At 71.0% G+C, this 20,739-nt stretch carries 20 protein-coding genes; 9 read left to right on the forward strand and 11 right to left on the reverse strand.

What is annotated here, in order from left to right; translation table 11 throughout:
• Positions 1-161 precede the first annotated feature (161 nt).
• The 3 genes from AB0M82_RS26035 to AB0M82_RS26045 form a co-directional block, all read right to left on the reverse strand.
• Positions 162-929, reverse strand: coding sequence for a hypothetical protein (locus AB0M82_RS26035; protein WP_364726826.1), 768 nt, complete (start codon positions 927-929; stop codon positions 162-164).
• 280 nt (positions 930-1,209) lie between these two features.
• Entirely contained in the window at positions 1,210-2,430 is a 1,221-nt protein-coding gene (locus AB0M82_RS26040; RefSeq protein ID WP_364726829.1) for an ABC transporter permease, read from the reverse strand.
• Positions 2,427-3,335, reverse strand: a complete 909-nt coding sequence (locus AB0M82_RS26045; protein ID WP_364726832.1) for an ATP-binding cassette domain-containing protein — start codon at positions 3,333-3,335, stop codon at positions 2,427-2,429. The genes AB0M82_RS26040 and AB0M82_RS26045 overlap by 4 nt, the downstream gene beginning before the upstream one ends.
• 116 nt (positions 3,336-3,451) lie before the next feature.
• Here AB0M82_RS26045 and AB0M82_RS26050 point away from each other — a divergent pair, with 116 nt between their 5' ends.
• From AB0M82_RS26050 to AB0M82_RS26070, 5 genes are all read left to right on the forward strand, one after another.
• Positions 3,452-4,666 (forward strand): helix-turn-helix domain-containing protein, encoded by a 1,215-nt coding sequence (locus tag AB0M82_RS26050; RefSeq protein ID WP_364726834.1) that lies wholly within the window; start codon positions 3,452-3,454, stop codon positions 4,664-4,666.
• A gap of 208 nt (positions 4,667-4,874) precedes the next feature.
• Complete coding sequence (locus AB0M82_RS26055; RefSeq protein ID WP_364726837.1) at positions 4,875-5,798, forward strand: ACP S-malonyltransferase; 924 nt, start codon at positions 4,875-4,877, stop codon at positions 5,796-5,798.
• Positions 5,795-6,778, forward strand: a complete 984-nt coding sequence (locus tag AB0M82_RS26060) for a beta-ketoacyl-ACP synthase III (protein ID WP_364726840.1) — start codon at positions 5,795-5,797, stop codon at positions 6,776-6,778. The genes AB0M82_RS26055 and AB0M82_RS26060 overlap by 4 nt, the downstream gene beginning before the upstream one ends.
• A gap of 75 nt (positions 6,779-6,853) precedes the next feature.
• Complete coding sequence (locus tag AB0M82_RS26065; protein WP_004559006.1) at positions 6,854-7,099, forward strand: acyl carrier protein; 246 nt, start codon at positions 6,854-6,856, stop codon at positions 7,097-7,099.
• Positions 7,100-7,127: 28 nt separating this feature from the next.
• Positions 7,128-8,375 carry a beta-ketoacyl-[acyl-carrier-protein] synthase family protein gene (locus tag AB0M82_RS26070; RefSeq protein WP_364726843.1) on the forward strand — a complete coding sequence of 416 codons (1,248 nt, stop codon included), beginning with the start codon at positions 7,128-7,130 and terminating at the stop codon, positions 8,373-8,375.
• A gap of 52 nt (positions 8,376-8,427) precedes the next feature.
• On the opposite strand, the gene AB0M82_RS26075 is transcribed toward AB0M82_RS26070, so the two are convergent.
• Both AB0M82_RS26075 and AB0M82_RS26080 read right to left on the reverse strand, forming a co-directional pair.
• Positions 8,428-9,024, reverse strand: coding sequence for a hypothetical protein (locus AB0M82_RS26075; protein WP_364726846.1), 597 nt, complete (start codon positions 9,022-9,024; stop codon positions 8,428-8,430).
• Positions 9,025-9,243: 219 nt separating this feature from the next.
• On the reverse strand, positions 9,244-9,747 hold the full coding sequence (locus AB0M82_RS26080) for a DUF3145 domain-containing protein (RefSeq protein ID WP_364726849.1): 504 nt from the start codon (positions 9,745-9,747) through the stop codon (positions 9,244-9,246).
• A 272-nt stretch (positions 9,748-10,019) separates the two neighbouring features.
• Here AB0M82_RS26080 and AB0M82_RS26085 point away from each other — a divergent pair, with 272 nt between their 5' ends.
• A complete protein-coding gene (locus AB0M82_RS26085) occupies positions 10,020-11,843 on the forward strand; it encodes a hypothetical protein (RefSeq protein WP_364727084.1) in 1,824 nt (607 codons plus the stop codon).
• Between the two features lie 16 nt (positions 11,844-11,859).
• On the opposite strand, the gene AB0M82_RS26090 is transcribed toward AB0M82_RS26085, so the two are convergent.
• Positions 11,860-13,254, reverse strand: a complete 1,395-nt coding sequence (locus AB0M82_RS26090; protein ID WP_364726852.1) for an NAD(P)/FAD-dependent oxidoreductase — start codon at positions 13,252-13,254, stop codon at positions 11,860-11,862.
• A 140-nt stretch (positions 13,255-13,394) separates the two neighbouring features.
• Here AB0M82_RS26090 and AB0M82_RS26095 point away from each other — a divergent pair, with 140 nt between their 5' ends.
• Entirely contained in the window at positions 13,395-13,883 is a 489-nt protein-coding gene (locus AB0M82_RS26095) for an Lsr2 family protein (protein WP_364726854.1), read from the forward strand.
• Positions 13,884-14,006: 123 nt separating this feature from the next.
• Here the strand turns inward: AB0M82_RS26095 and AB0M82_RS26100 are convergent, their stop codons facing one another.
• The 5 genes from AB0M82_RS26100 to AB0M82_RS26120 all read right to left on the reverse strand — a co-directional run bounded on the left by AB0M82_RS26100 (position 14,007) and on the right by AB0M82_RS26120 (position 18,355).
• Positions 14,007-14,738 (reverse strand): lipoate--protein ligase family protein, encoded by a 732-nt coding sequence (locus AB0M82_RS26100; RefSeq protein WP_364726857.1) that lies wholly within the window; start codon positions 14,736-14,738, stop codon positions 14,007-14,009.
• Positions 14,735-16,120, reverse strand: a complete 1,386-nt coding sequence (locus AB0M82_RS26105) for an NAD(P)(+) transhydrogenase (Re/Si-specific) subunit beta (protein WP_364726859.1) — start codon at positions 16,118-16,120, stop codon at positions 14,735-14,737. Before AB0M82_RS26105 ends, AB0M82_RS26100 begins: the two co-directional genes overlap by 4 nt.
• Positions 16,117-16,428, reverse strand: coding sequence for an NAD(P) transhydrogenase subunit alpha (locus tag AB0M82_RS26110; RefSeq protein ID WP_020644581.1), 312 nt, complete (start codon positions 16,426-16,428; stop codon positions 16,117-16,119). Before AB0M82_RS26110 ends, AB0M82_RS26105 begins: the two co-directional genes overlap by 4 nt.
• 73 nt (positions 16,429-16,501) lie before the next feature.
• Positions 16,502-17,614 carry a Re/Si-specific NAD(P)(+) transhydrogenase subunit alpha gene (locus AB0M82_RS26115; RefSeq protein WP_364726862.1) on the reverse strand — a complete coding sequence of 371 codons (1,113 nt, stop codon included), beginning with the start codon at positions 17,612-17,614 and terminating at the stop codon, positions 16,502-16,504.
• A 123-nt stretch (positions 17,615-17,737) separates the two neighbouring features.
• Entirely contained in the window at positions 17,738-18,355 is a 618-nt protein-coding gene (locus AB0M82_RS26120) for a TetR family transcriptional regulator (protein WP_364726865.1), read from the reverse strand.
• A 192-nt stretch (positions 18,356-18,547) separates the two neighbouring features.
• On the opposite strand from AB0M82_RS26120, the gene AB0M82_RS26125 reads away from it, so the two are divergent.
• Positions 18,548-19,615 carry an FAD-binding oxidoreductase gene (locus AB0M82_RS26125; protein ID WP_364726868.1) on the forward strand — a complete coding sequence of 356 codons (1,068 nt, stop codon included), beginning with the start codon at positions 18,548-18,550 and terminating at the stop codon, positions 19,613-19,615.
• A gap of 10 nt (positions 19,616-19,625) precedes the next feature.
• The gene (locus AB0M82_RS26130) at positions 19,626-20,735 is read left to right on the forward strand and encodes an acyl-CoA desaturase (protein ID WP_364726871.1); all 1,110 of its coding nucleotides are present in this window, start codon (positions 19,626-19,628) and stop codon (positions 20,733-20,735) included.
• Positions 20,736-20,739 lie beyond the last annotated feature (4 nt).

Raw genomic sequence — 20,739 nt, forward strand, 5'->3', positions numbered from 1 at the left:
CCGCATGGACGTGTTCTGGTTGTCTATGTCCCTCAATGGGCCATTCACGGCCGTGGGCGAGCACCTGAAACCGGGCCAATCGGGCAGCTTGACAGCTCGCTGCCGCAGCTAACTGCCCGGCCTTGACCGAACGCCACATTGGGCGCTTGGCACGCGCGGGCTCAGCCCTGCGGGCGAGGCGTTCCCGCCGGCGGGGTCGGGGTGTTGTCCGGGCCGACCGGCGCGCGGGGCGGCGTCCTCATCTCGCCGCTGCGCTGCGCCGGCGTCTCCCACTGGTGCTCCATGTTCGTCATCCAGCCGCGCCAGCGCTCCTGCGCCGGCTTGATCAGGCCGCCGCCGAGGCCGACCACGATCACGCCGCCGATCGTCGCGAGCACCGCGATCAGCAGCGGGCCGGTGATCGCCGTCGCGATGTTCACCTGGCCGAGCGCCGCGATGATGCCGAACGCCATGATCAGCCAGTAAGCCGCCAGCGAAAGCGGGCGCGCCGCCTGGCGGCCGGCCAACGCGGACACGACGACGTCACGCACCACCTTGGCGATGGCCGCGGCCACCACGACGAGCACCAGCGCCACCACGATCCGCGGCAGGAACGCGATGATCTCGTTGAGCAGCTGGCTCACCGGGTTGGCCGGCCCGAACGCGCCGAACGCCAGCTGCAGCGCGATCAGCAGAATGAAGTAGTAGACGAGTTTCACGAGGATTCCGGCCGCGTCGACCCTCTGCTGGCCGATGTTTCCGCTCAGGCCGGTCTTCTCGACGAGTCTCCCGAAACCGGCTTTCCCGAGGACGAGCCCCAGCCCTTTCGAAACGCCCTTCGCGATCAGCCAGCCGATCAGCAGGATGATCAGAAATCCGACGAGTTTCGGGACGAACGTGGCCACCATCGCCCACGCCTGCCCGAGCCCGTCCTGCAGTTGCTGGCCCATACCGACTCCCTCCGCGGGTTGCGCACCCGAATCGCGTGCACCGGATCGTTGATCAGGTATCCGGAGGCGGCAACTCGTGGGCCCCACGATCGAGTGAGACGACTGGCGCGCGAAGATCACCGGTGGCCATACTGGTTCTACCGGTGGGGACCGGGGAGACGAGGCCGTCCGGCGCAGCGTAAACCGCAAGCGCCGGGCGGCCTCGAACATTGCCGGGGCACCCCGGGAACCGAATGAAACGGCGCCGAATGAACAGCGCCCAATGAACAGCGGAAGAACGTCAGGCGGCACGCAGGGCGTCGCGGAGTTTCACCTTCGCCCCGGTGCGCATGACCGCGTTCCGGTAGATCCGGGCGGCGAACCAGATCAGCGCCGGAATCATCAGCACCACCAGCACCACCGACACCACCGCTTCCCACACGGGCACACCGCCCATCGCGAGCCGCATCGGCATCAGCGTCGGTGAGAACACCGGAATCACCGACAGCACTTCGGCGAACGTGTTGCCCGGATCCGACGGCAGCACGGAAATGCCGACGATGTATCCGACCATCACCAGCATCAGGGCCGGCATCGTCGCGCCGGCGACGTCTTCCTGGCGCGAAACCAGCGCCCCCAGCGCGGCGAACACGATCGAGTACATGAGGAACCCGAGCAGGTACCACACGATCAGCCAGACGACCGTGCCGACGGCCGCGGAAACGGAGATGGTGAGCACCCCCGTGGCCAGGCCGGTGATGACACCACCGGCGCCGATCACGACCATCTGGATCAGCCCGACCAACCCGATGCCGAGCACCTTCCCGGCCATCAGCTGCCACGGCTTGATCGTCGAGAGCAGCAGTTCGACGACCCGGGACGTCTTTTCCTCGACGACGCCCTGCGCGACGCTCTGGCCGTTGAGCAGCAACGACATGTAGATCAGGATCCCGGCGACGATGCCCAGCACGAGCTGCTGGCCGTTGTAGTCGTACGGCTCCTCCAGCGGCGGGTCCTCGACGAACTTCGCCGACGCGATCGCCGCCTGGAACCGGGCCGGGTTCCCGCCCAGCGCGGTGACCTGCTCGGTCACCGCCACCTGCTGGGACACGATCTGCAGGACGTTCGCGATTTTGCCGTCGAGGTCCTTCTTCACCTGGACGTGCACGCTCTTGCCATCGCCGGTGAGCAGCGCGTCGATCGAGCCGTCGGCCAGCTTGGCGCGCCCGGCGGCCTCGTCGGCGACCTGCACCGTGTCGATCTTCTCGCCGACCGTCTGGCCGCCGGCCTTCAGCGGCGCGGCAAGCGGGGCGGTGGCCGAGGTGTAACCGACCGTCGAGTCGGGGCCGTTTCCGCCCGAGATCAGCTTGATCAGCATGATGCCGACCACGATCAGCAGCAGCATGATCACGGTGCTCACGCGGTAGGCCTTCGACTTCACGCGGGTGCTGATCTCGCGGGACGCGACCAGGCCGACCGCCGCCGTGGGGCTCATCCGGACGTCCGGAACCGGGGTGGTCATGCGGCAACCTCCTCGCTGGTGACGACGGACCGGAACAGGTCGGTCAGCGACGGCTGCTCGCGGGCGAACTCACGCACCGGCCCGGTGGCCAGCGCGGCCTTGAGGACGGCTTGGTCGTCGGCGCCGTCGCCGAGCTCGAGCTCGGTCACCGAGCCCGTCCGGCCGAGCACCTTCACCCCGGGCAGGCCGCCGGCCCAGCCGTCGGCGGCCTCAGGCGCGTCGACGCGCAGCCGCACGGCGCCGCCGGAGCGCAGCTCGCCGACCGTGCCGACGGCGACCATCTGTCCACTCCGGACGATCCCGACCCGGTCGCAGAGCCGCTCCACCAGGTCGAGCTGGTGGCTGGAGAACACGACCGGCACGCCCTCGGCGGCCTTCTCCTTGAGCACCTGGCTCATCACGTCGACCGCGACCGGGTCGAGGCCGGAGAACGGCTCGTCGAGCACGAGGATCCGCGGCTCGTGCACCAGCGCGGCGGCCAGCTGGACGCGTTGCTGGTTGCCGAGGCTGAGCTTCTGGACCTCGTCTTCGCGGCGCGTGGCGACGCCGAGCCGTTCGGTCCACTTCCCGGCCGACGCCCGCGCGTCGGCCGCGGACATGCCGTGCAGCCGGGCGAGGTAGGTCAGCTGCTCGGCGACCTTCATCTTCGGGTAGAGGCCGCGTTCTTCCGGCATGTACCCGATGTGGCGACGCGTTTCGTGCGTGACCGGCTCACCGGCGTAGCGGACTTCGCCGGCGTCGGCGGAGAGCACGCCGAGCGCGATCCGCATGGTCGTGGTCTTGCCGGCGCCGTTGCTGCCGACGAACCCGAACAGTTCGCCCGGCCGGACTTCGAACGTCATTTCGCGCAGGGCGACCACGTCGCCGTAGCGTTTGGAGATCCCGTCGATCTCTAAACCGGTCATTCCGGTTCCCCCATTCTGTGTGGCCCCGATCCTAGGCAGTACGTACACGCACTACCCACCGGCTGGCGTTGCCGTCGGGGGCCCCGAATTTCGCGGACACGTAGGATCGCTTCGCCATGGATGGAACGACCGCCCCGCGCCAGGTGCCGAAGCACCACGGACTGTCCGTGAAGACGCTCCGGCGGCTGGAGCGCGCGTCCGGCAGCCTGGCGAGCGCGAGCATCGCGGTGATGGAGCAGCGGCTGTCGTGGTTCGCCCGGCTGCCCGCCGACCAGCGCGCGAGCGTGCTGCTGATCACGCAGGCGGGGGCCGCGGGTTTCGTCGGCTGGCTGCGGGACTCGAAGGAGGCCCTGAAGCTGACGACCGAGGCGTTCCGCGACGCGCCGGCCGAGCTTTCGCGCTGGGTCAGCCTGCGCCAGGCGGTCGGCATGGTGCGGCTGGCCATCGAGGTGTTCGAGGAGCAGCTGCCCGAGTTCGCCGCGAACGAGGCGGAGCGGGCGGCGCTGATCGAGGGAATCCTGCGCTACGGCCGGGAAATCGCGTTCGCGGCGGCCAACTCGTACGCCGCCGCGGCGGAGGCCCGCGGCGCGTGGGACGCCCGGCTGGAGGCGCTGGTCGTCGACGGCATCGTCCGCGGCGACGCCGAGGAGTCGGTGCTGTCGCGGGCCACGGCGCTGGGCTGGGACCCCACGGCGGCGGCGACCGTGCTGGTCGGCAACCCGCCGTCGGAGGACCCGCCGACGGTGGTGTTCGAGGTCCGCAGCCGCGCGGCCCGCGTCGGCCGCCCGGTGCTGCTGTCGGTGCAGGGCTCGCGGCTGGTCGTCGTGGTGGGCGGGCCGACCGACGGCGGTGCGAAGGAGAGGGAGATCCTCGCCCGGATGTCGGTGGCGTTCGCCGAGGGCCCGGTGGTCGCGGGCCCGACGATGCCGACGCTGGCCGAAGCCCATCACAGCGCGACCGAGGCGCTCTCGGGGTTGCGCGCGGTGGTCGGCTGGCCGGCCGCGCCCCGGCCGGTCCGGTCGACGGACCTGCTGCCCGAGCGGGCGCTGTCGGGGGACGCGGAGGCGGAGCGCCTGCTGGTGGACACGATCGCCCGCCCTCTGGAAGAGGCCGGCCCGACCCTGCAACGCACGGTGGAGGCGTACCTCGAGAGCGGCGGGGTGCTGGAGACGTGCGCGAAGACGCTGTTCGTGCACCCGAACACAGTCCGCTACCGGCTCCGGAAGGCGGCGGACCTGACGGGCTGCCAGCCGACCGACCCACGGGACGCCCTCGTGCTCCGGATCGCGCTGACCGTGGGCCGGCTGGCCCGGTCCCGCGGTCTCTGGTGACGCCGGCTCATCCACCTCCGCCCGGGGCTTGTCCGAGACCCCCGTCACGTGATGGACTTAACAGCGTCAGGTGATTGAACCCGACAAGGCTTCCGGGTTACGCGTGAGCTTCTGGCCCGCATCTTTGGAGGTTTCCGACAAAGACGCCGGGCAGACACTGTCAGCGTCAGCATCCCGGGAAACACCCTTGCACGTGTTGTCTTGAAGGGTGACAGCAGCAGTCCTCGCTCCCGGTCAGGGGGCCCAGGCCCCCGGTATGTTCACGCCCTGGCTCGACCTCGACGGGGCGCGCGAGCGCGTCGCCCAGTGGTCCGACCGCGCCGGGCTCGACCTGCTCCGCCTCGGCACCGAGGCGGACGCCGACGAGATCCAGGACACCGCGATCGCGCAGCCGCTGATCGTCGCGCTGTCGCTGCTCACCTTCGAGCACCTCCAGGCCACCGCGCCGGTGCCCGCGGACGCGCCCGTCGCCGGGCACTCCGTCGGCGAACTCGCCGCCGCCGCGATCGCCGGGGTGCTGAAGCCCGAAGAAGCCGTCGCGCTCGCCGCCGTCCGGGGCGCCGAGATGGCGAAGGCGTGCGCGCTGGAACCGACGTCGATGGCCGCGGTGATGCTCGGGGACCCCGAGCAGGTCGTCGCGTGGCTGGGCGAGCAGGGCCTGACCGCGGCGAACCGCAACGGCGCGGGGCAGATCGTCGCCTCCGGCGCCGCCGACGCCATCGCGAAGATCATCGACGAGCCCCTCGAAGGCACGAAGATCCGCGCCCTCAAGGTCGCCGGCGCGTTCCACACGCAGTACATGGCGCCCGCCGAAGAGGCGTTGCGCGCCCACGCCGCCGAGCTGACCCCGGCCGACCCGGTCCGCCCGCTGCTGTCCAACGCGGACGGCGCCGTCGTCACCAGCGGGGCGGAGTACCTGGAGCGGCTGGTCTCGCAGGTCACCCGCTCGGTCCGCTGGGACCTGACGATGGACGGCCTGGTCTCGCTCGGTGTCACCCGCACCGTCGAACTGGCGCCCGCGGGCACCCTGACCGGCCTGGTCAAGCGGCAGCTCAAGGGCGTCGTCACCACTACCACCGCGCTTAAGACGCCCGCCGAACTGGCGGCGCTGCGCCAGGAGGACGCCTCGTGACCGACCGACCCGCCCTGAGCCTCACCCCGGGATCCCGCGGCAGCCGTGTGCTGGGTATCGGCAGCGCGCAGCCGGAGAAGATCGTCACCAACGACGACCTCTCGCAGATCATGGACACCGACGACCAGTGGATCCGCGACCGCGTCGGGATCATCGAGCGGCGGTTCGCCGAGAAGGACGAGCTGCTGACCGACCTGGCCGTGGCCGCCGGCACCGCCGCGCTCGCCGACGCCGGTGTCGATCCGTCCGAAGTGGACACGGTGATCCTGCCGAACTGCACCATGCCGACGCTGATCCCGAACGCCGCCGCCCAGGTCGCCGCGCGGATCGGCATCCCCAGCCCCGGCGCGTTCGACCTCAACGCCGCGTGCGCCGGGTTCTGCTACGGCCTCGGCGTCGCCTCCGACCTGGTCCGGGCCGGCTCGGCGAAGAAGGTCCTGGTGATCGGCGCGGAGAAGCTCACCGACTCGGTCGACCCGACCGACCGCGCGAACGCGATCATCTTCGCCGACGGCGCGGGCGCCGCGGTCGTCGGCGCGTCCGACGAGCCGCTGATCGGCCCGGTGTCCTGGGGCAGCGCGGGCGACCTGGTCGACCTGATCTACATGCGCGACGAGAAGTACATCTACCAGGAGGGCCAGTCGGTCTTCCGGTGGGCGACGACCCAGATCGCGCCGATCGCGTTGCGCGCGCTCGAGGTCGCCGGGCTCAAGGCGTCCGATGTGGACGTGCTGATCCCGCACCAGGCGAACCTGCGCATCGTCGAGGCGATCGCGAAGAAGCTGCGGGCCAACGGCGCCCGCGACGACATGGCCGTCGCCGACGACATCAAGTACTCCGGCAACACCTCGTCGGCGTCCATCCCCCTGGCGCTGGACCACATGCGCAAGGCCGGGACGGCGAAGCCCGGCGACGTGGTGCTGGCGGTCGGGTTCGGCGCGGGCCTGTCCTACGCCGGGCAGGCGTTCGTCTGCCCCTGATCACCGTTACGCTCCCCGCGGGCGACTCGCCCGAGGGCCCCAGAACCCAGAAACACCGAGAAGGGAACAAACCCCATGGCTGACAACGCTGAGATCCTCGCCGGCCTCGCCGAGATCGTCGAAGAGGTGGCCGGTGTGGCTCAGGACGACGTCACCGCCGAGAAGTCGTTCGTGGACGACCTGGACATCGACTCGCTGTCGATGGTCGAGATCGCCGTGCAGGCCGAGGACAAGTTCGGCGTCAAGATCCCGGACGACGAGCTCGCCAACCTGAAGACCGTGGGCGACGCGGTGAACTACGTGTCGGCCAACTCCAAGTAAGGCCGCTTCCCTCCTTGAGGAGACTCCCATGAGCAACATCGACGTCGTGATCACCGGTCTCGGCGCCACCACACCGCTCGGCGGGGACGTCACGTCCACCTGGGACGGTCTGCTGGCCGGGGCGAGCGGGGTCCGCGCGATCGAGGCCGACTGGGTCGAGGAGCTGCAGCTGCCGGTCAAGATCGGCGGCGTCCTCGCCGTCGACCCGACCGAGGTCCTGCCGCGGGTCCAGGCCCGCCGGCTGGACCGGTGCGAGCAGGTCGCGCTGATCGCCGCCCGGCAGGCGTGGGCCGACGCCGGGTTCACGGAGCCGACCGACGAGCACACCGATGTCGACCCCGACCGTCTCGGCGTGTCGATCGGCACCGGCATCGGCGGCCCGGTCACCCTGCTCACCCAGAACGACCTGTTGCACCAGCAGGGTCTCCGCAAGGTGTCGCCGCTGACCGTGCCGATGCTGATGCCGAACGGCCCGGCCGCGCACGTGGGCATCGACCTGAAGGCGCGGGCCGGGGTGCACTCCCCGGCCTCGGCCTGCGCCTCGGGTGCCGAGGGCATCGCGAGCGGAGTGGAGATGATCCGCTCCGGGCGCGCCGACGTCGTGATCGCGGGGGGCGCCGAAGCGTGCATCCACCCGATCACGCTGGCCGGGTTCGCCCAGGCCCGCACGGTGTCCACGCGCAACGACGACCCGGCGAGCGCGTCGCGCCCGTTCGACGCGAGCCGGGACGGCTTCGTCCTCGGCGAGGGCGCCGGCGTGGTCATCCTGGAGCGCGCGGACCTGGCGAAGGCCCGCGGGGCACGCGTCTACGCGACGCTCGCCGGGCACGGCATCACCTCGGACGCCTACCACATCACCGGCAACCACCCCGAGGGCATCGGCCAGATCGCCGCGATGCGCGCGGCGATGAAGATGGCCGGGGTGACCGCCGCGGACGTCGGGCACGTGAACGCCCACGCGACGTCCACTGTGGTCGGTGACATCGGCGAGGCGGCGGCGATCCGCAAGGCGGTCGGGGAACACCCGGTCGTGACGGCGCCGAAGGGCTCGCTCGGTCACCTCGTCGGCGGCGCCGGCGCGGTGGAGGGGATCATCACGATCCTGTCGCTGTACCACGGCATCGTGCCGGCCACCCGGAACCTGACCGACCTGGACCCGCGGGTACAGCTGGACGTCGTGGCGGGCGAGCCGCGCAAGGTCGAGCTGACCGCGGCGATCAGCAACTCGTTCGGCTTCGGCGGGCACAACACCGCCCTGCTGTTCACGGCGGTCTGAGCACACTGACCCACGAGAAGGGGCCCGGCTTCGGCCGGGCCCCTTCTCGCGTTCAGCACTTCTCGTGTTCGGGGAGTGGCCCGCCGTCGACGGTGTCGATCTTCAGCGCGCCCTTTTCCTTGTCGACGATGATCGGCAGGACGAGCCGCCACTGGATGCAGGGTTCCCGGAAGAACAGCGGAGCGTCGACGACGGCCTGCTCGCTGCGGAACCCCACCAGCACGCGCAACGACGACCCGGCCCCGCGCTCGATCCGGTAGACCAGCACGTCACTGTCCTTTGTGGTGCGGACGCCGTCATTCCACTCGTCGATCGGCTGCTGCCCCGCCCGCTTCGAGCTGACCGTCGACACCCACAGCTGGTACTGCTTGGTGTTGATGGCGTCGAAGTAGGTCTCCAGCAGCTTGCGGACGGCGCCGGCCTGCGGGTGCACCCGCGCGTCGTCGGTCATCCGGACGGCGCCGGCCGCGGCCGGCTCGCCGCTGATGGCCGAGGACGGCACGGCCGAGGCGGAGGTGTCCGCGTCGGGCCGGTCGGGACGGCGGTAGATCTCGCGCGCGAGCAGGCCGCTGCCCACGGTCACCGAAAGCACCACGACCACGACGGGCACCAGCCAGCGCTGGCGGGAGCTGGGGGCGGGGGCGGTCACGCCGGAAATCGTACCGGCCCCGGCTCCGCGGTCGACCGACCTGGTGCGGGCGGGTCTCCGGGCGCTGGTCAGCCGGCGGGGTTACGGCGCACCCGCCCGGGTTCCAGCCCAGCGGCAGGCTTGGCGCAGCAGGCTCACCCGGGGCACCTGCCCCGAGTCCAGCCAGCGGCCCGTACGGCCGGTCCCCGGGCGCCTGCCCGGGTCCCGGCCCCTGTGCGGTCAGCCCACCTGGTGCAGCCAGGTCACCGGGGCGCCGTCGCCGGCGTGGCGGTAGGGCTCGAGCGCCTCGTCCCAGCTCGCGGCGAGGAGTTCGTCGAGCTTGTGCGCGAGCGACTCACCCCCGCGAGTCATGCTGACGAGGGCGCGCAGCTGGTCTTCGCCCACCACGATGTCGCCGTTGGCGCTGGTCCGCCCGTGCCACAGGCCGAGGCCGGGCGCGAAACAGAACCGTTCGCCGTCGACGCCCGCGCTGGGCTCTTCGGTCACCTCGAACCGAATCATCGGCCACGCCTTGAGCGCCGCCGCCAGTTTGGCGCCGGTGCCCGCGGGCGCGCGCCAGCCGCATTCGGCGCGAAGCTGACCCGGACTGGCCGGCTGCGCCGTCCACTTCAGGTCAACGCGGGCACCCAGGGTGCCCGAAATGGCCCACTCGACGTGCGGACACACCGCAGACGGCGACGAGTGGACGTACACCACACCTCGGGTGCTGCCACGGGTGCTCACTGCTACCTCCGCTTGTTGCTCGACGAGGGACGTCTTCCCCTACGCCCTACTCCGAGCTGCAGCGCGGCCTCAGTGCGGCTCCCGAATACCGCCTCCGATGCGTTGTAGCACATTCTGCACCCCAACCGTGCTGTTTGGCCACACGAACACCACAAGTCACCCACAGCCCCACTTTCGGAGGGCGCGCGGCCGCGCCGTCCCCGTGTCGCACGATAGATACCGCCAGGCGCGCTAGCGTGATGATCCGGAACGACGAGCAGGAAGGGGTTTCGGTGCGTCTGGTGCGCCTGGAGCGGCAGCAGTCCCGGGTGGCCGACGACGTCCGGGCGGCGCTGGCGTCCCTGGGCCGCGGCAGCACCGTCATCGGCGGGATCGCGCTGATCGGCGTCGGCTCGGTGACCGAGCGCCCGATCGAGGCGGTGGTCCTGCTGCCGCACGGGGTGATCATCGTCATCGGTGTCGACCTGCCGGACCCGGCGCTGCGGCTGGAAGCCCCGCTGGGCGCGGCGTGGAAGTCCGACGGCTGGCCCCTGGTCGCCGGCGACGACGCCGTCAACCCGGCGACCGAGGCCCTCGACCTCTCCCAGGCGTGCGAGCGCCGGATCGCGGAGCTGGTGCCGGGCACGGCGCCGGTGGGGACGATCGTCGCGGTAGGACCGTACGTGGAGACGGTGGACCAGCCGGCGGGCGACCTGGCGGGGCCGGTCCGGGTCCTCCACCCGACCCCGACGACGATGCTGGCGGCGACGGTCTCCCTGGCGACGGCCCGCCGCCCCCGCTCGGTGGACCAGGTCCGGGCGTTGATCCGGGGGCTGGCCCCGGAGGCACCGGAGTTCTCGGACGAGGTGCTGCTGCGGGAAGGCTTCAGCCGCTTCACGGACGACTCGCCGCCAGAGTCCCTTTGGGACGTTCCGGCGGCGCCGGGTGCGGGTACGGCGGCCACGAGTTCAGCGACGGCCAGTCCAGCCAAGCCCGAAGCCGCCGACGTCGCGGGTCCCGAGCCCGCCGCCGACGCGCAGCCCACCGAAACCGCGGCGGAACCGGATCTCCCGACGGCCGCGGAAACCGCGGCTCCGCACAGCGACGCGAAGGCGCCGGCCGCGGAATCCGAACGCACCGAGGTTCTCCCGTCTCCCGAGGAGCCGGACCGTCCCGCCGACGCGGCGGTACTGCGGCGGTTCCCCGGCGCCGGAACCCCGACCCCATTCCCGAGACCCACCGGAACGGACACGGAGCGCACCGAAACTCCCGCTCCCGACACCGAGCGAACCGAAAACCTCAGCTTTCCCGCCGAACCCGACCGGACGACCGCTCGGCCGGCCGAACCCGGGCAAGCCACCACTCAATTCACCCAATCCCGGCGAGCCACCACCCACCCCGCCGAAGCCGAGCAGCCGACCGAGCCCGCCGCTGGTTCGCCGCGGCCCTTCCCGACCCCCAGCCCCGTCCCCCGGCCCACCCCGCCGCCGGCACCCGCGCCTCGTCCCGCCGCCCGGGGTTCGCGGACCGTGCGGTGGCTTCCGCTCGGGGCCATCGGGCTCCTCGTCGCCCTCGTCGCCGCCGCCGTGGCCATCGCCACCACCGGGGACGACACCGCCGCCGCGCCGACCGGGCCGCCCACTCCCGCGACCCAGCCGCCGCCCTCGAGCGCGGCGGCTCCCGCCGAGAGCCTCCGGTTCGCCCTGCGCGTCGCCGGCGGGGACCAGGGCTGCGCGTCGCACGCCTTCGGCGACGCCCAAGCCAGCCTGCAGCGGACCAGCTGCTCCGGCGTGCGGCGGGCGAGCTACGCCGCGACCATCGACGGCCGGCCCGGCGCCGTCACCATCGGCATCGTCGCGTTCCCCGACGCCGCCCAGGCCGCCGCCTTCAAGGCCGTCGCCGACACCCCGGGCGGTGGCGGGATCGTCGACCTCGCCACCGAGACCGGCAAGTGGGGCGCCACCGTGCCGCGGTTCGAGAACGCCGCCTACGCCTCCAAGCTCGAGAGCACCTCGGTCCGGATCGTGCAGGCGGTCTGGGCGCCGGGACCGTCCACTCCGGACGACCCCGGCCTCACCCGGGCCGTCAAGGCGGCACTGGACCTGCCCGCCCAGTGACCCAGGGCCCGGTGCCTCAGAGCCCGTAGGCCTCGAGCAGCCGCAGCCACACCTCGCTGATCGTCGGGAACGACGGCACCGCGTGCCACAGCCGGTCCAGCGGCACCTCGCCGACGATCGCGACCGTCGCCGAGTGCACCAGCTCCGAGACGTCCTGCCCGACGAACGTCACCCCGAGCAGCACGTTCCGCTCGGTGTCGACGACGATCCGGGCCTTGCCGGTGTAGCCGTCCGCGTGCAGCGACGAGCCCGCCACCGCGATGTCGATGTCGACGACGCGGTCGGCCGAGCCCTCCCGCGCGTCCGCCAGGCCGACCGCCGCGACCTCCGGGTCGGTGAACACCACCTGCGGCACCGCGTGATGGTCGGCGGTGGCGGTGAACCGGCTCCACGGCGTCGCCGAGACCTCCTGGCCCGCGGCCAGCGCGGCCACCGTGTCCCCCGCCGCGCGGGCGCCGTACTTGCCCTGGTGGGTCAGCGGGGCCCGCCCGGTGACGTCGCCGGCCGCGAACAGCCAGCCACCGTCCACTGCGGACACGCGTCCGGTGTCGTCGACGGTCAGCGCGGCGCCGGCGTCCACGCCGAAGGTCTCCAGGCCGAGCCCGGCGGTGGCGGGCCGGCGTCCGGTCGCCACCAGGAACTCGTCGACGACGAGGACCTCGCCGCCCTTCAGCGTCAGCTCGGTGCCGGCCGGACCCGCCGCGACGCGCTCGACCCCCGACCCCGTGTGCACGGTCACGCCGTCCTCGCGCAGGCCCGCCAGCACCAGGTCGCCGGCGAACGCCGCGTTGCGCGGCAGCGGGCGCTCACCCGTGATCACCAGGTGGACCTCCGAGCCGAGCCGCGCCCACGCCTGCGCCATCTCGACGCCGACCACGCCGCCGCCGAGGACGCCGAGCCGGGCCGGCACCGACGACGCCGACGTCGCTTCCCGCGAACCCCACGGCCGGATCGTGTCCAGCCCGGGGATCGACGGCAGGCGCGGCACGCTGCCGGTGCAGACGATCACCGCGTGCCGCGCGGTCAGTACGCGGTCGCCGTCGACGGTCACTTCCCGCTCACCGGTGATCACGCCGTGCCCGCGGACCGGTTCGATGCCGGCGCCGCGCGCCCAGTCGACCTGCCCCGAGTCGTCGCCCTTGCCGGTGAACCAGTCACGGCGGGCGAACACCTGGGCGGGGTCGAGCCGGTCGTCGACCGAAACTCCGGGCATCCGCTTCGCCGCGGCGAGGAGATTTCCCGGCCGCAGCAACGCCTTGCTTGGGATACAAGCCCAGTAAGAGCACTCGCCGCCGAAGCGTTCGTGCTCGACGAGGGCGACCTTGAGGCCTCCGCGAGCCGCTCGTTCGGCGGCCACCTCCCCCACCGGACCCGCACCGACCACCACTACGTCAAAACTCTGTCCAGCCATGGGTTCAGCGCACACCACTACGCTGGATCACGCAAGCCAGCGGCTATCCTCGTCACCGAAGCTGCAAGTTATCGGCGGCACCGGGGTGTCGCCGGACCCGGTGCCGCGAAAACCACACGTTCGAGCACTGGAGGTCTGTCGTGGCCAGAAACACGGCTGTGCGGTTGCTGGATGATCTGACGGGGGAGCCCGCCGCGGAGACCGTCGGATTCGCGCTGGACGGCATCGACTACGACATCGACCTTTCCTTCGCCAACGCCGAGGCGTTGCGCGAACTGCTGCGGCGGTACGCCGACGCCGGACGCCGCACCGGCGGCCGCAAGCAGCGGCCGCGGCTCGTCCCGGGCGCGAAGAAGCCCCGGGCGAAGGCGGCACCGAAGACGGCGAAGCCGGTCGCCGGGCGCCGCGCGGCCACCACCAAAGCTGCCCCTGCCAAGGCGGCGCCCAAGGCAGCCACGACGAAGACCACGACGGCGAAAACCGCGGCCAAGCCCGCCGCGGCGAAGACCACCAAGGCGAAGGCCGAGCCCGCGAAGGCCACCCCTGTCCGGAAGACGGCGGAGCCGAAGAAGACCACCCGGGCGTCCACGCGCAAGGTGCCCACGGTCACGTTCTCCGCGGCCGAGTAGGTCCACAGTAGACCGACCGAAGGCCGCCATCAGGACGTCAGAGCTTTCGCTATGAAAGATGCATCGCCTCACGGGGGCTTTACATGTGGCTGTGATGGCGGCCTGCTTTGCGCCGTCTCTGAGTCAGGCCGCGCGCTGGGCGCCGTCCGCGTGCCAGGCGGGGTAGCGGTAGCGGGTGTGCAGCAACGTCCGCTGCCGCGCCAGTTCGGCGGCCGACGGCGGGCGCGGCACGAGCGTCCCGAGGAGGTGCGACGCCGCCGCCCGCACCGCCGCCTCGACCGCGGGGAAGCCGGGCCGCAGGCCGTGCTCGGCCAGCGACGCCACCGGGCTGCGGTGGGAGTCGAGCGGCCGCGGGTCCGGCGGCGCGCTCGTCAGGTAGCGGCCGACGAGCCCGGCGGACGTCTCGACCAGCAGCGTCGAGTGGGCCAGCAATCCGGTCTTCGTGCGGAACACGGCGAAGCCGCACAACTTCGCGTCGCCGACGAACAGCCCGCGATCCCCGATCCTCGGCACCAGCCCGAGCTGGTCGACCGCGGCGCTCATCACCTGGCCGAGCGCCTCCAGGGGCCGGTCGGCCGGCCCCGGCAACACAAGGGTGACGTTGAGATTGCCCGGGTCGTGGAACACGGTGCCGCCGCCGCTGGCCCGCCGAAGCACCGGGACGCCGTCGTGGGCGCACTCCTCGACGCGCACCTCGCGGGCGAGGCGCTGCCCTCGTCCGACCACGACGCAGACCGGGTTGCGCCAGAGCCACAGCACCGGTGACTCCGGCGCGACCCGGAGGAGCGCTTCGTCGAACGCGAGGTTTTCGGCCGGGTCGGTGAACGCCGCACGCACATCCGACCCGCTCGTCATAGCGCTTTGAGTTCCTCCACGATGTCGCCCACCGACGACTTGGCGTCCCCGAAGAGCATGCTGGTCTTCGGATCGTAGAACAGGTCGTTGTCGATGCCGGCGAAGCCGGAGCTCATCCCGCGTTTCAAGACGATCACGGACCGGCTCTCGTTGACCTTGAGGATCGGCATCCCGTAGATCGGCGAGCTCGGGTCGGTCTGCGCGGCCGGGTTGGTGACGTCATTCGCGCCGATCACCAGCGCGACGTCGGTCTGGGCGAACTCGGAGTTGATCTCGTCCATCTCCTTGAGCTGCTCGTAGGGCACGTCGGCCTCGGCGAGCAGCACGTTCATGTGCCCGGGCATCCGGCCGGCCACCGGGTGGATCGCGTAGGCGACCGTGATCCCCTTCTTCTCCAGCAGCTTCGCCATCTCCCGGACGGTGTGCTGCGCCTGCGCCACGGCCATGCCGTAGCCGGGCACCACGACGACCTTGCTGGCGTACGCCATCTGGATCGCGGTGTCGGCGGCGCTCGTCGAGCGCACCGGACGCGCCTCCTTCGGCCCGCCGGACGCGATCGCCGGACCGCCGCCGAAGCCGCCCGCGACGATCGCCGGGATGGACCGGTTCATCGCCTTGGCCATCAGGTTGGTCAGGATCGAGCCGGACGCGCCGACGATCATGCCGGCCACGATCAGCGCCGTGTTGTCCAGCGCGAGGCCCATGGCCGCGGCCGAGAGCCCGGTGAACGCGTTGAGCAGCGAGATCACCACCGGCATGTCCGCGCCGCCGATCGGCAGCACCACGGTGAGCCCGAGGATGCCGGCCGCGACGAGCAGCCCGACGATCAGCCACCCGGAGTCGCCGCCGGCGACGATGATCACCGCGCACGCAAGGGCGATCAGCAGGAGCAGCGCGTTGACCGGCTGCTGCAGCTTGCCCATCGTGACCGGGCGGCCGCTGATCAGCTCCTGGAGCTTGCCGAACGCGATGTTCGAGCCCCAGAAGGAGATCGACCCGATGATCGCCGCTAACAGCGACGCGATCGCGATGTACGCCGGTTCGTGCGCGTAGCCGTCGGTGGAGTTGAACTCCACCCACGCGATGAGCGCGACGGCGCCGCCGCCGACGCCGTTGAACAACGCCACCATCTGCGGCATCGCGGTCATCTTGACCTTGCGCGCGGACGGCACGCCGACCAGCACGCCGATCGCGACGCCGAGGATGATCAGCAGCCAGTTGCCCATGCCCGGGGTGAGCAGGGTCGCGATCACCGCGATGCCCATGCCGACCGCGGCGATCCAGTTGCCGCGGACCGCGGTGCGCGGGCCGGTGAGGCCCATCAGGCCGTAGATGAAGAGGGCGAACGCGACGATGTAGAGGATCGCGACGAAGTCGGTCACTTCTCGTCCTCCTCACCGGGAGCGGGTTTCTTGGCCTTGAACATCGACAGCATCCGGTCGGTGACGAGGAAGCCGCCGACGACGTTGATCGTGCCGAAGGCGATCGCGATCACCAGCAGGATCTTGTTGAACACGCCGTCGACGCCGAGGCCGAGCACGACCAGCCCGCCGAGCAGCACGATGCCGTGGATGGCGTTGGTGCCGGACATCAGCGGGGTGTGCAGGGTGTTGGGGACCTTGGAGATGACGGCGAAGCCGACGAACCCGGCGAGCACGAGCACCGCCAGGTTCTGGACAAGCGGGCTCACGCGCCCACCCCGCTGACGCTCGGTGCGCCATTCGCCAAAGGCGCGGTGTTGAACGGTTCACTCGCAGGCTCGTTCACGACGCGCTCCCTTCGCGCCCGGCCACGCAGGCACCGGCGACGATTTCGTCTTCGAAGTTCAGCTCCAGCGCGCCTTCCTTCGTCACCAGCAGCTCCAGCAGCTCGGTGACGTTGCGCGCGTACAGCTCGCTGGCGTGCGAAGGCATTTCGGCGGGCAGGTTGAGCGGGGACGAGATGGTGACGTCGTACTCCACGACGTCCTCGCCCGGCTTGGTCAGCTCGCAGTTGCCGCCGCTCTCGCCGGCGAGGTCGACGACGACCGACCCGGCCGGCATGCCCTTGACGGCGTCCGCGGTGACCAGGGTCGGCGCCTTGCGGCCCGGCACCAGCGCCGCGGTGATCACGACGTCGAACCTCGTGATGGCCTCGGTGAGCCGCCGCTGCTGCTCCGCGCGCTCCTCCGCGGTCAGCTCGCGGGCGTACCCGCCTTCGCCCACCGCCTCGATGCCGAGGTCCAGGAACTGCGCGCCCAGGGACTTGACCTGCTCGCCGACCTCGGGCCGCACGTCGTAGCCGGTGGTCTGCGCGCCGAGCCGTTTGGCGGTGGCCAGCGCCTGCAGGCCCGCGACGCCGGCGCCGAGCACCAGCACCTTGGCCGGCGGCACGGTGCCCGCCGCCGTGGTGAGCATCGGAAAGAACCGCGGGAGTTTCTGGGCCGCGAGCAGCACCGCGCGGTAGCCGCCGATGCTTGCCTGCGACGACAGCGCGTCCATGGCCTGGGCCCGGGAGATGCGCGGGATCGCCTCCATCGCGAACGCCCGGAGGCCCGCTTCTTCGAGCTTCGCGAGCCCCTCTGGATTGCCGCGGGGGTCGAGGAAGCCGACGAGCACGGTGCCCCGGCTCAGTTTCGCGACCTCTTCCGGCGCGGGTGGCGCCACCTTCACGACGATCGGCGCTTCCCACGCGTCGCCGAGTTCGGCGCCCGCCTGGGTGTACGCGTCGTCACTCAGGTGCGCACTGGCCCCGGCGCCCGGTTCGACGACGACGCGCAGCCCGCGCTGCGTGAGCCGCCCGACCAGTTTGGGCACCATGGCCACCCGGCGCTCCCCGGGGCGCGACTCGGCCACCACACCCACGGTGAGCTGCTGAACCTGTTCGCTGTCCGCCACACGACCTCCTCATCGGCGAGGCACGATCCGAGGGTTGTACCACGCCGGACCGACAGTCCCCAGTGACTTGGGTCGAAAGTCTCGGGGATGTGCCAGAAGATACGAGCGTCAGGCAGGAATTGTTCAGCTGGTTTTCCAGTGCGGCACCGCGAGGAGTACCAGCCGGAGCCGTTTTTCCGCCATTCCGGTGATTTTCGGGTCCTCACCTGGGCGGGCTTCGAGCAGTTCGACAATCGTCGTGAGCATCACGGAAACGATCAAGTCGGCCAGCATGTGCAGGTCTTCGGTGCTCCACGCGCGCAGTGGCGCGAACCGGGCGAGGTCGATCGCGAGGTCGCCGGAGAACATCCGCAGTTCGGCGGCGATGGCCCGGGCGAGCGGGCCGCCGCCGTAGCGCTCGCGCGTCAGGAACCGGAAATGGTCCTCGTTCGCCCGGACGAATTGCTGGACCGTGGCCACCGAGGCGCTGACCATCCCCTGGTAGGTGTCCGGATCGGCGCGGGCGGAGCGCATCATGCCGCGCAGCGTGCGCGTCGCTTCTTCGACGAGCGCGACGCCCAGTTCCTCCATCGAGGCGAAGTGCCGGTAGAACGCCGTCGGCACCAGGCCGGCGCCTTTCGCGACCTCGCGCAGGGAAAGGCTCGCGAACGGGCGGTCGGCCAGCAGGTCCAGGGCGGTGTCCAGCAGCGCCTGACGCGTGCGCAGCTTGCGCTCCTGACGGCTCACTGGTTCCTCTGACACGGGTTCCAGCGTACGGACTTCTTTTGGGGGTGCAGGGGGCCTGCCCCCTGCCGGGCTCGGGGCGGAGCCCCGCTCGACACAGCGTCCACTGCGTTGTTCACGTCACATCCTCCGCGTTCCAAGTTGACAGGTGCTCCACTCCTGCAGTGCACTATTCAGTGTACGGTCGTTCACTGTAACCGAGGAGGACCGATGACGGCGCTCATCCCCCGGCGGGTGCGCGGCCTCGCCTCGCTGGCCGAGGCACTGCTGACACCGCACGGGATGGACCGCTACCTGGAGCTCGTCGACCCGATGCTGGTCCGCCGCGAGATCCGCGGGCTGGTCACGGTGGTGCGCAAGCAGACGCCGGACAGCGTCACCCTCACCGTGAAGCCCAGCCGCGCGTGGCCCGGCTTCACCGCCGGCCAGTACGTCCGCCTGCAGGTGGAGATCGACGGTGTCCGGCGGACGCGCTGCTACTCGCCGTGCGGTTCGCAGTACGACGGCGAACTGGAGTTCACGGTCAAGGAGCAGGGCCTGGTCTCCGGGCACCTGAACCGCGCGATCCGCGCCGGGTCGCTGGTCGGTCTGTCCACTCCGGACGGTACGTTCACGCTGCCCGCCACCCGGCCGGACCGCGTGCTGCTGATCAGCGGCGGCAGCGGGGTCACCCCGGTGCTCGCCATGGCGCGCACCCTGGTCGCCGAGGGCCACCCCGGCGAGATGGTGTTCCTGCACTACTCGAACGGCCCGGCCGACGCGCTCTACCGCACCGAACTGGCCGAGCTCGCCGCCCGGCACCCCGGGCTGCGGGTGGTGCACGCCTACACCCATTCGAAGGGTGGCGATCTACGCGGTTTCTTCTCGCCGGAGCACCTGGAGCGGGTCGCGCCGTGGTACCGCGACGCGGAGACGTTCGTCTGCGGCCCGAAGCCGCTGATGGACTCCGTGCGCGAGCAGTTGGGTGAACGGGTGCACACCGAAGAGTTCACGCCGCCGGCGTTGACCTTCGACACGGAGAACGCCGAAGGCCAGGTGCGCTTCAAGCGCAGCGGGCGCGAGTGCGCCAACTCCGGGAAGCCGTTGCTGGAGCAGGCCGAGGAAGCCGGGCTCTCGCCGGAGCACGGCTGCCGGATGGGCATCTGCTTCTCCTGCACCCAGCTCAAGACCGCCGGGCGCGTCCGCAACGCCAAGACGGGCGAGATCTCCGGCGAAGAAGACGAAGAAATCCAGCTCTGCATCTCCGTCCCGGTCGGGGACGTCGAGATCGACGCTTAAGGAGTTCACCATGACGGGCCTGCAGGACCGCCTCACCCCGGACCAGGTCGAGGAGTTCGGCCAGGAGCTCGACGCGCTGCGCCAGCGGATCGTCGACGACCTTGGCCAGGAAGACGTCGACTACATCCACGACATCATCAAGAAGCAGCGCGGCCTGGAGGTCGCCGGGCGGGCGCTGCTGTTCGCCGGGTTCTTCCCGCCCGCGTGGCTCGCCGGCGTCGGCGCGCTGTCGGTCGCCAAGATCCTCGACAACATGGAGATCGGCCACAACGTCATGCACGGCCAGTACGACTGGACGCGCGACCCGGCGCTGAGTTCGCAGCGGTTCGAGTGGGACAACGTCGCGCCGGCGGAGAACTGGCGGCATTCCCACAACTACCTGCACCACACCTACACCAACATCCTCGACAAGGACCGCGACATCGGTTACGGCGTCCTGCGTCTGGACCCGGCCCAGAAGTGGCACCCGTACTACCTGGGCAACCCGGTGTACGCGCTGGCGCTGGCGTTCATGTTCCAGTGGGGCGTGATGCTGCACGACCTCGAATTCGACCGGATCCTCAAGGGCGAGCGGAAGTGGTCGGACACCACCGACGTCGTCCGCAAGATGGTGAAGAAGGCGTCCCAGCAGGTCGGCAAGGACTACGTGCTGTTCCCGCTGCTGACCGGCCCGCTGGCGCCGCTGACCTTCGCCGGCAACGCGACCGCGAACCTGGTCCGCAACCTGTGGTCGTTCTCGATCATCTTCTGCGGCCACTTCCCCGCCGACGTCGAGAGCTTCACCGAAGAGGAGACGGCTTCGGAGACACGCGGCCAGTGGTACCTCCGGCAGATCCTCGGCTCGGCGAACATCTCCGGCGGCCCGCTGTTCCACATCATGAGCGGCAACCTCTCGCACCAGATCGAGCACCACCTGTTCCCGGACATCCCGGCGCGCCGGTACCCGGAAATCGCCGGCGAGGTGCGCGCGATCTGCGAGAAGTACGGCCTGCCGTACCACACCGGGCCGCTGCACAAGCAGCTTTGGTCGGTGGCGAAGAAGATCGTCAAGCTCGCGCTGCCGCGGACCGGGCCGTCGCCGGTTACGGTGGAACCCGACCGGCAGCTCCGAGCAGCGTGAGGGT

Origin of the sequence: Amycolatopsis sp. NPDC051128, from assembly GCF_040682715.1 — a bacterium.
In the GTDB taxonomy this organism is placed as follows: Bacteria; Actinomycetota; Actinomycetes; order Mycobacteriales; family Pseudonocardiaceae; genus Amycolatopsis.

Bases quoted from the DNA above. Each gene is read 5' to 3' on its own strand.
- AB0M82_RS26035 (WP_364726826.1), bottom strand. From the start codon at position 929: ATGGGCCAGCAACTGCAGGACGGGCTCGGGCAGGCGTGGGCGATGGTG.
- AB0M82_RS26040 (WP_364726829.1), bottom strand. From the start codon at position 2,430: ATGACCACCCCGGTTCCGGACGTCCGGATGAGCCCCACGGCGGCGGTC.
- AB0M82_RS26045 (WP_364726832.1), bottom strand. From the start codon at position 3,335: ATGACCGGTTTAGAGATCGACGGGATCTCCAAACGCTACGGCGACGTG.
- AB0M82_RS26050 (WP_364726834.1), top strand. From the start codon at position 3,452: ATGGATGGAACGACCGCCCCGCGCCAGGTGCCGAAGCACCACGGACTG.
- AB0M82_RS26065 (WP_004559006.1), top strand. From the start codon at position 6,854: ATGGCTGACAACGCTGAGATCCTCGCCGGCCTCGCCGAGATCGTCGAA.
- AB0M82_RS26070 (WP_364726843.1), top strand. From the start codon at position 7,128: ATGAGCAACATCGACGTCGTGATCACCGGTCTCGGCGCCACCACACCG.
- AB0M82_RS26090 (WP_364726852.1), bottom strand. From the start codon at position 13,254: ATGGCTGGACAGAGTTTTGACGTAGTGGTGGTCGGTGCGGGTCCGGTG.
- AB0M82_RS26100 (WP_364726857.1), bottom strand. From the start codon at position 14,738: ATGACGAGCGGGTCGGATGTGCGTGCGGCGTTCACCGACCCGGCCGAA.
- AB0M82_RS26125 (WP_364726868.1), top strand. From the start codon at position 18,548: ATGACGGCGCTCATCCCCCGGCGGGTGCGCGGCCTCGCCTCGCTGGCC.
- AB0M82_RS26130 (WP_364726871.1), top strand. From the start codon at position 19,626: ATGACGGGCCTGCAGGACCGCCTCACCCCGGACCAGGTCGAGGAGTTC.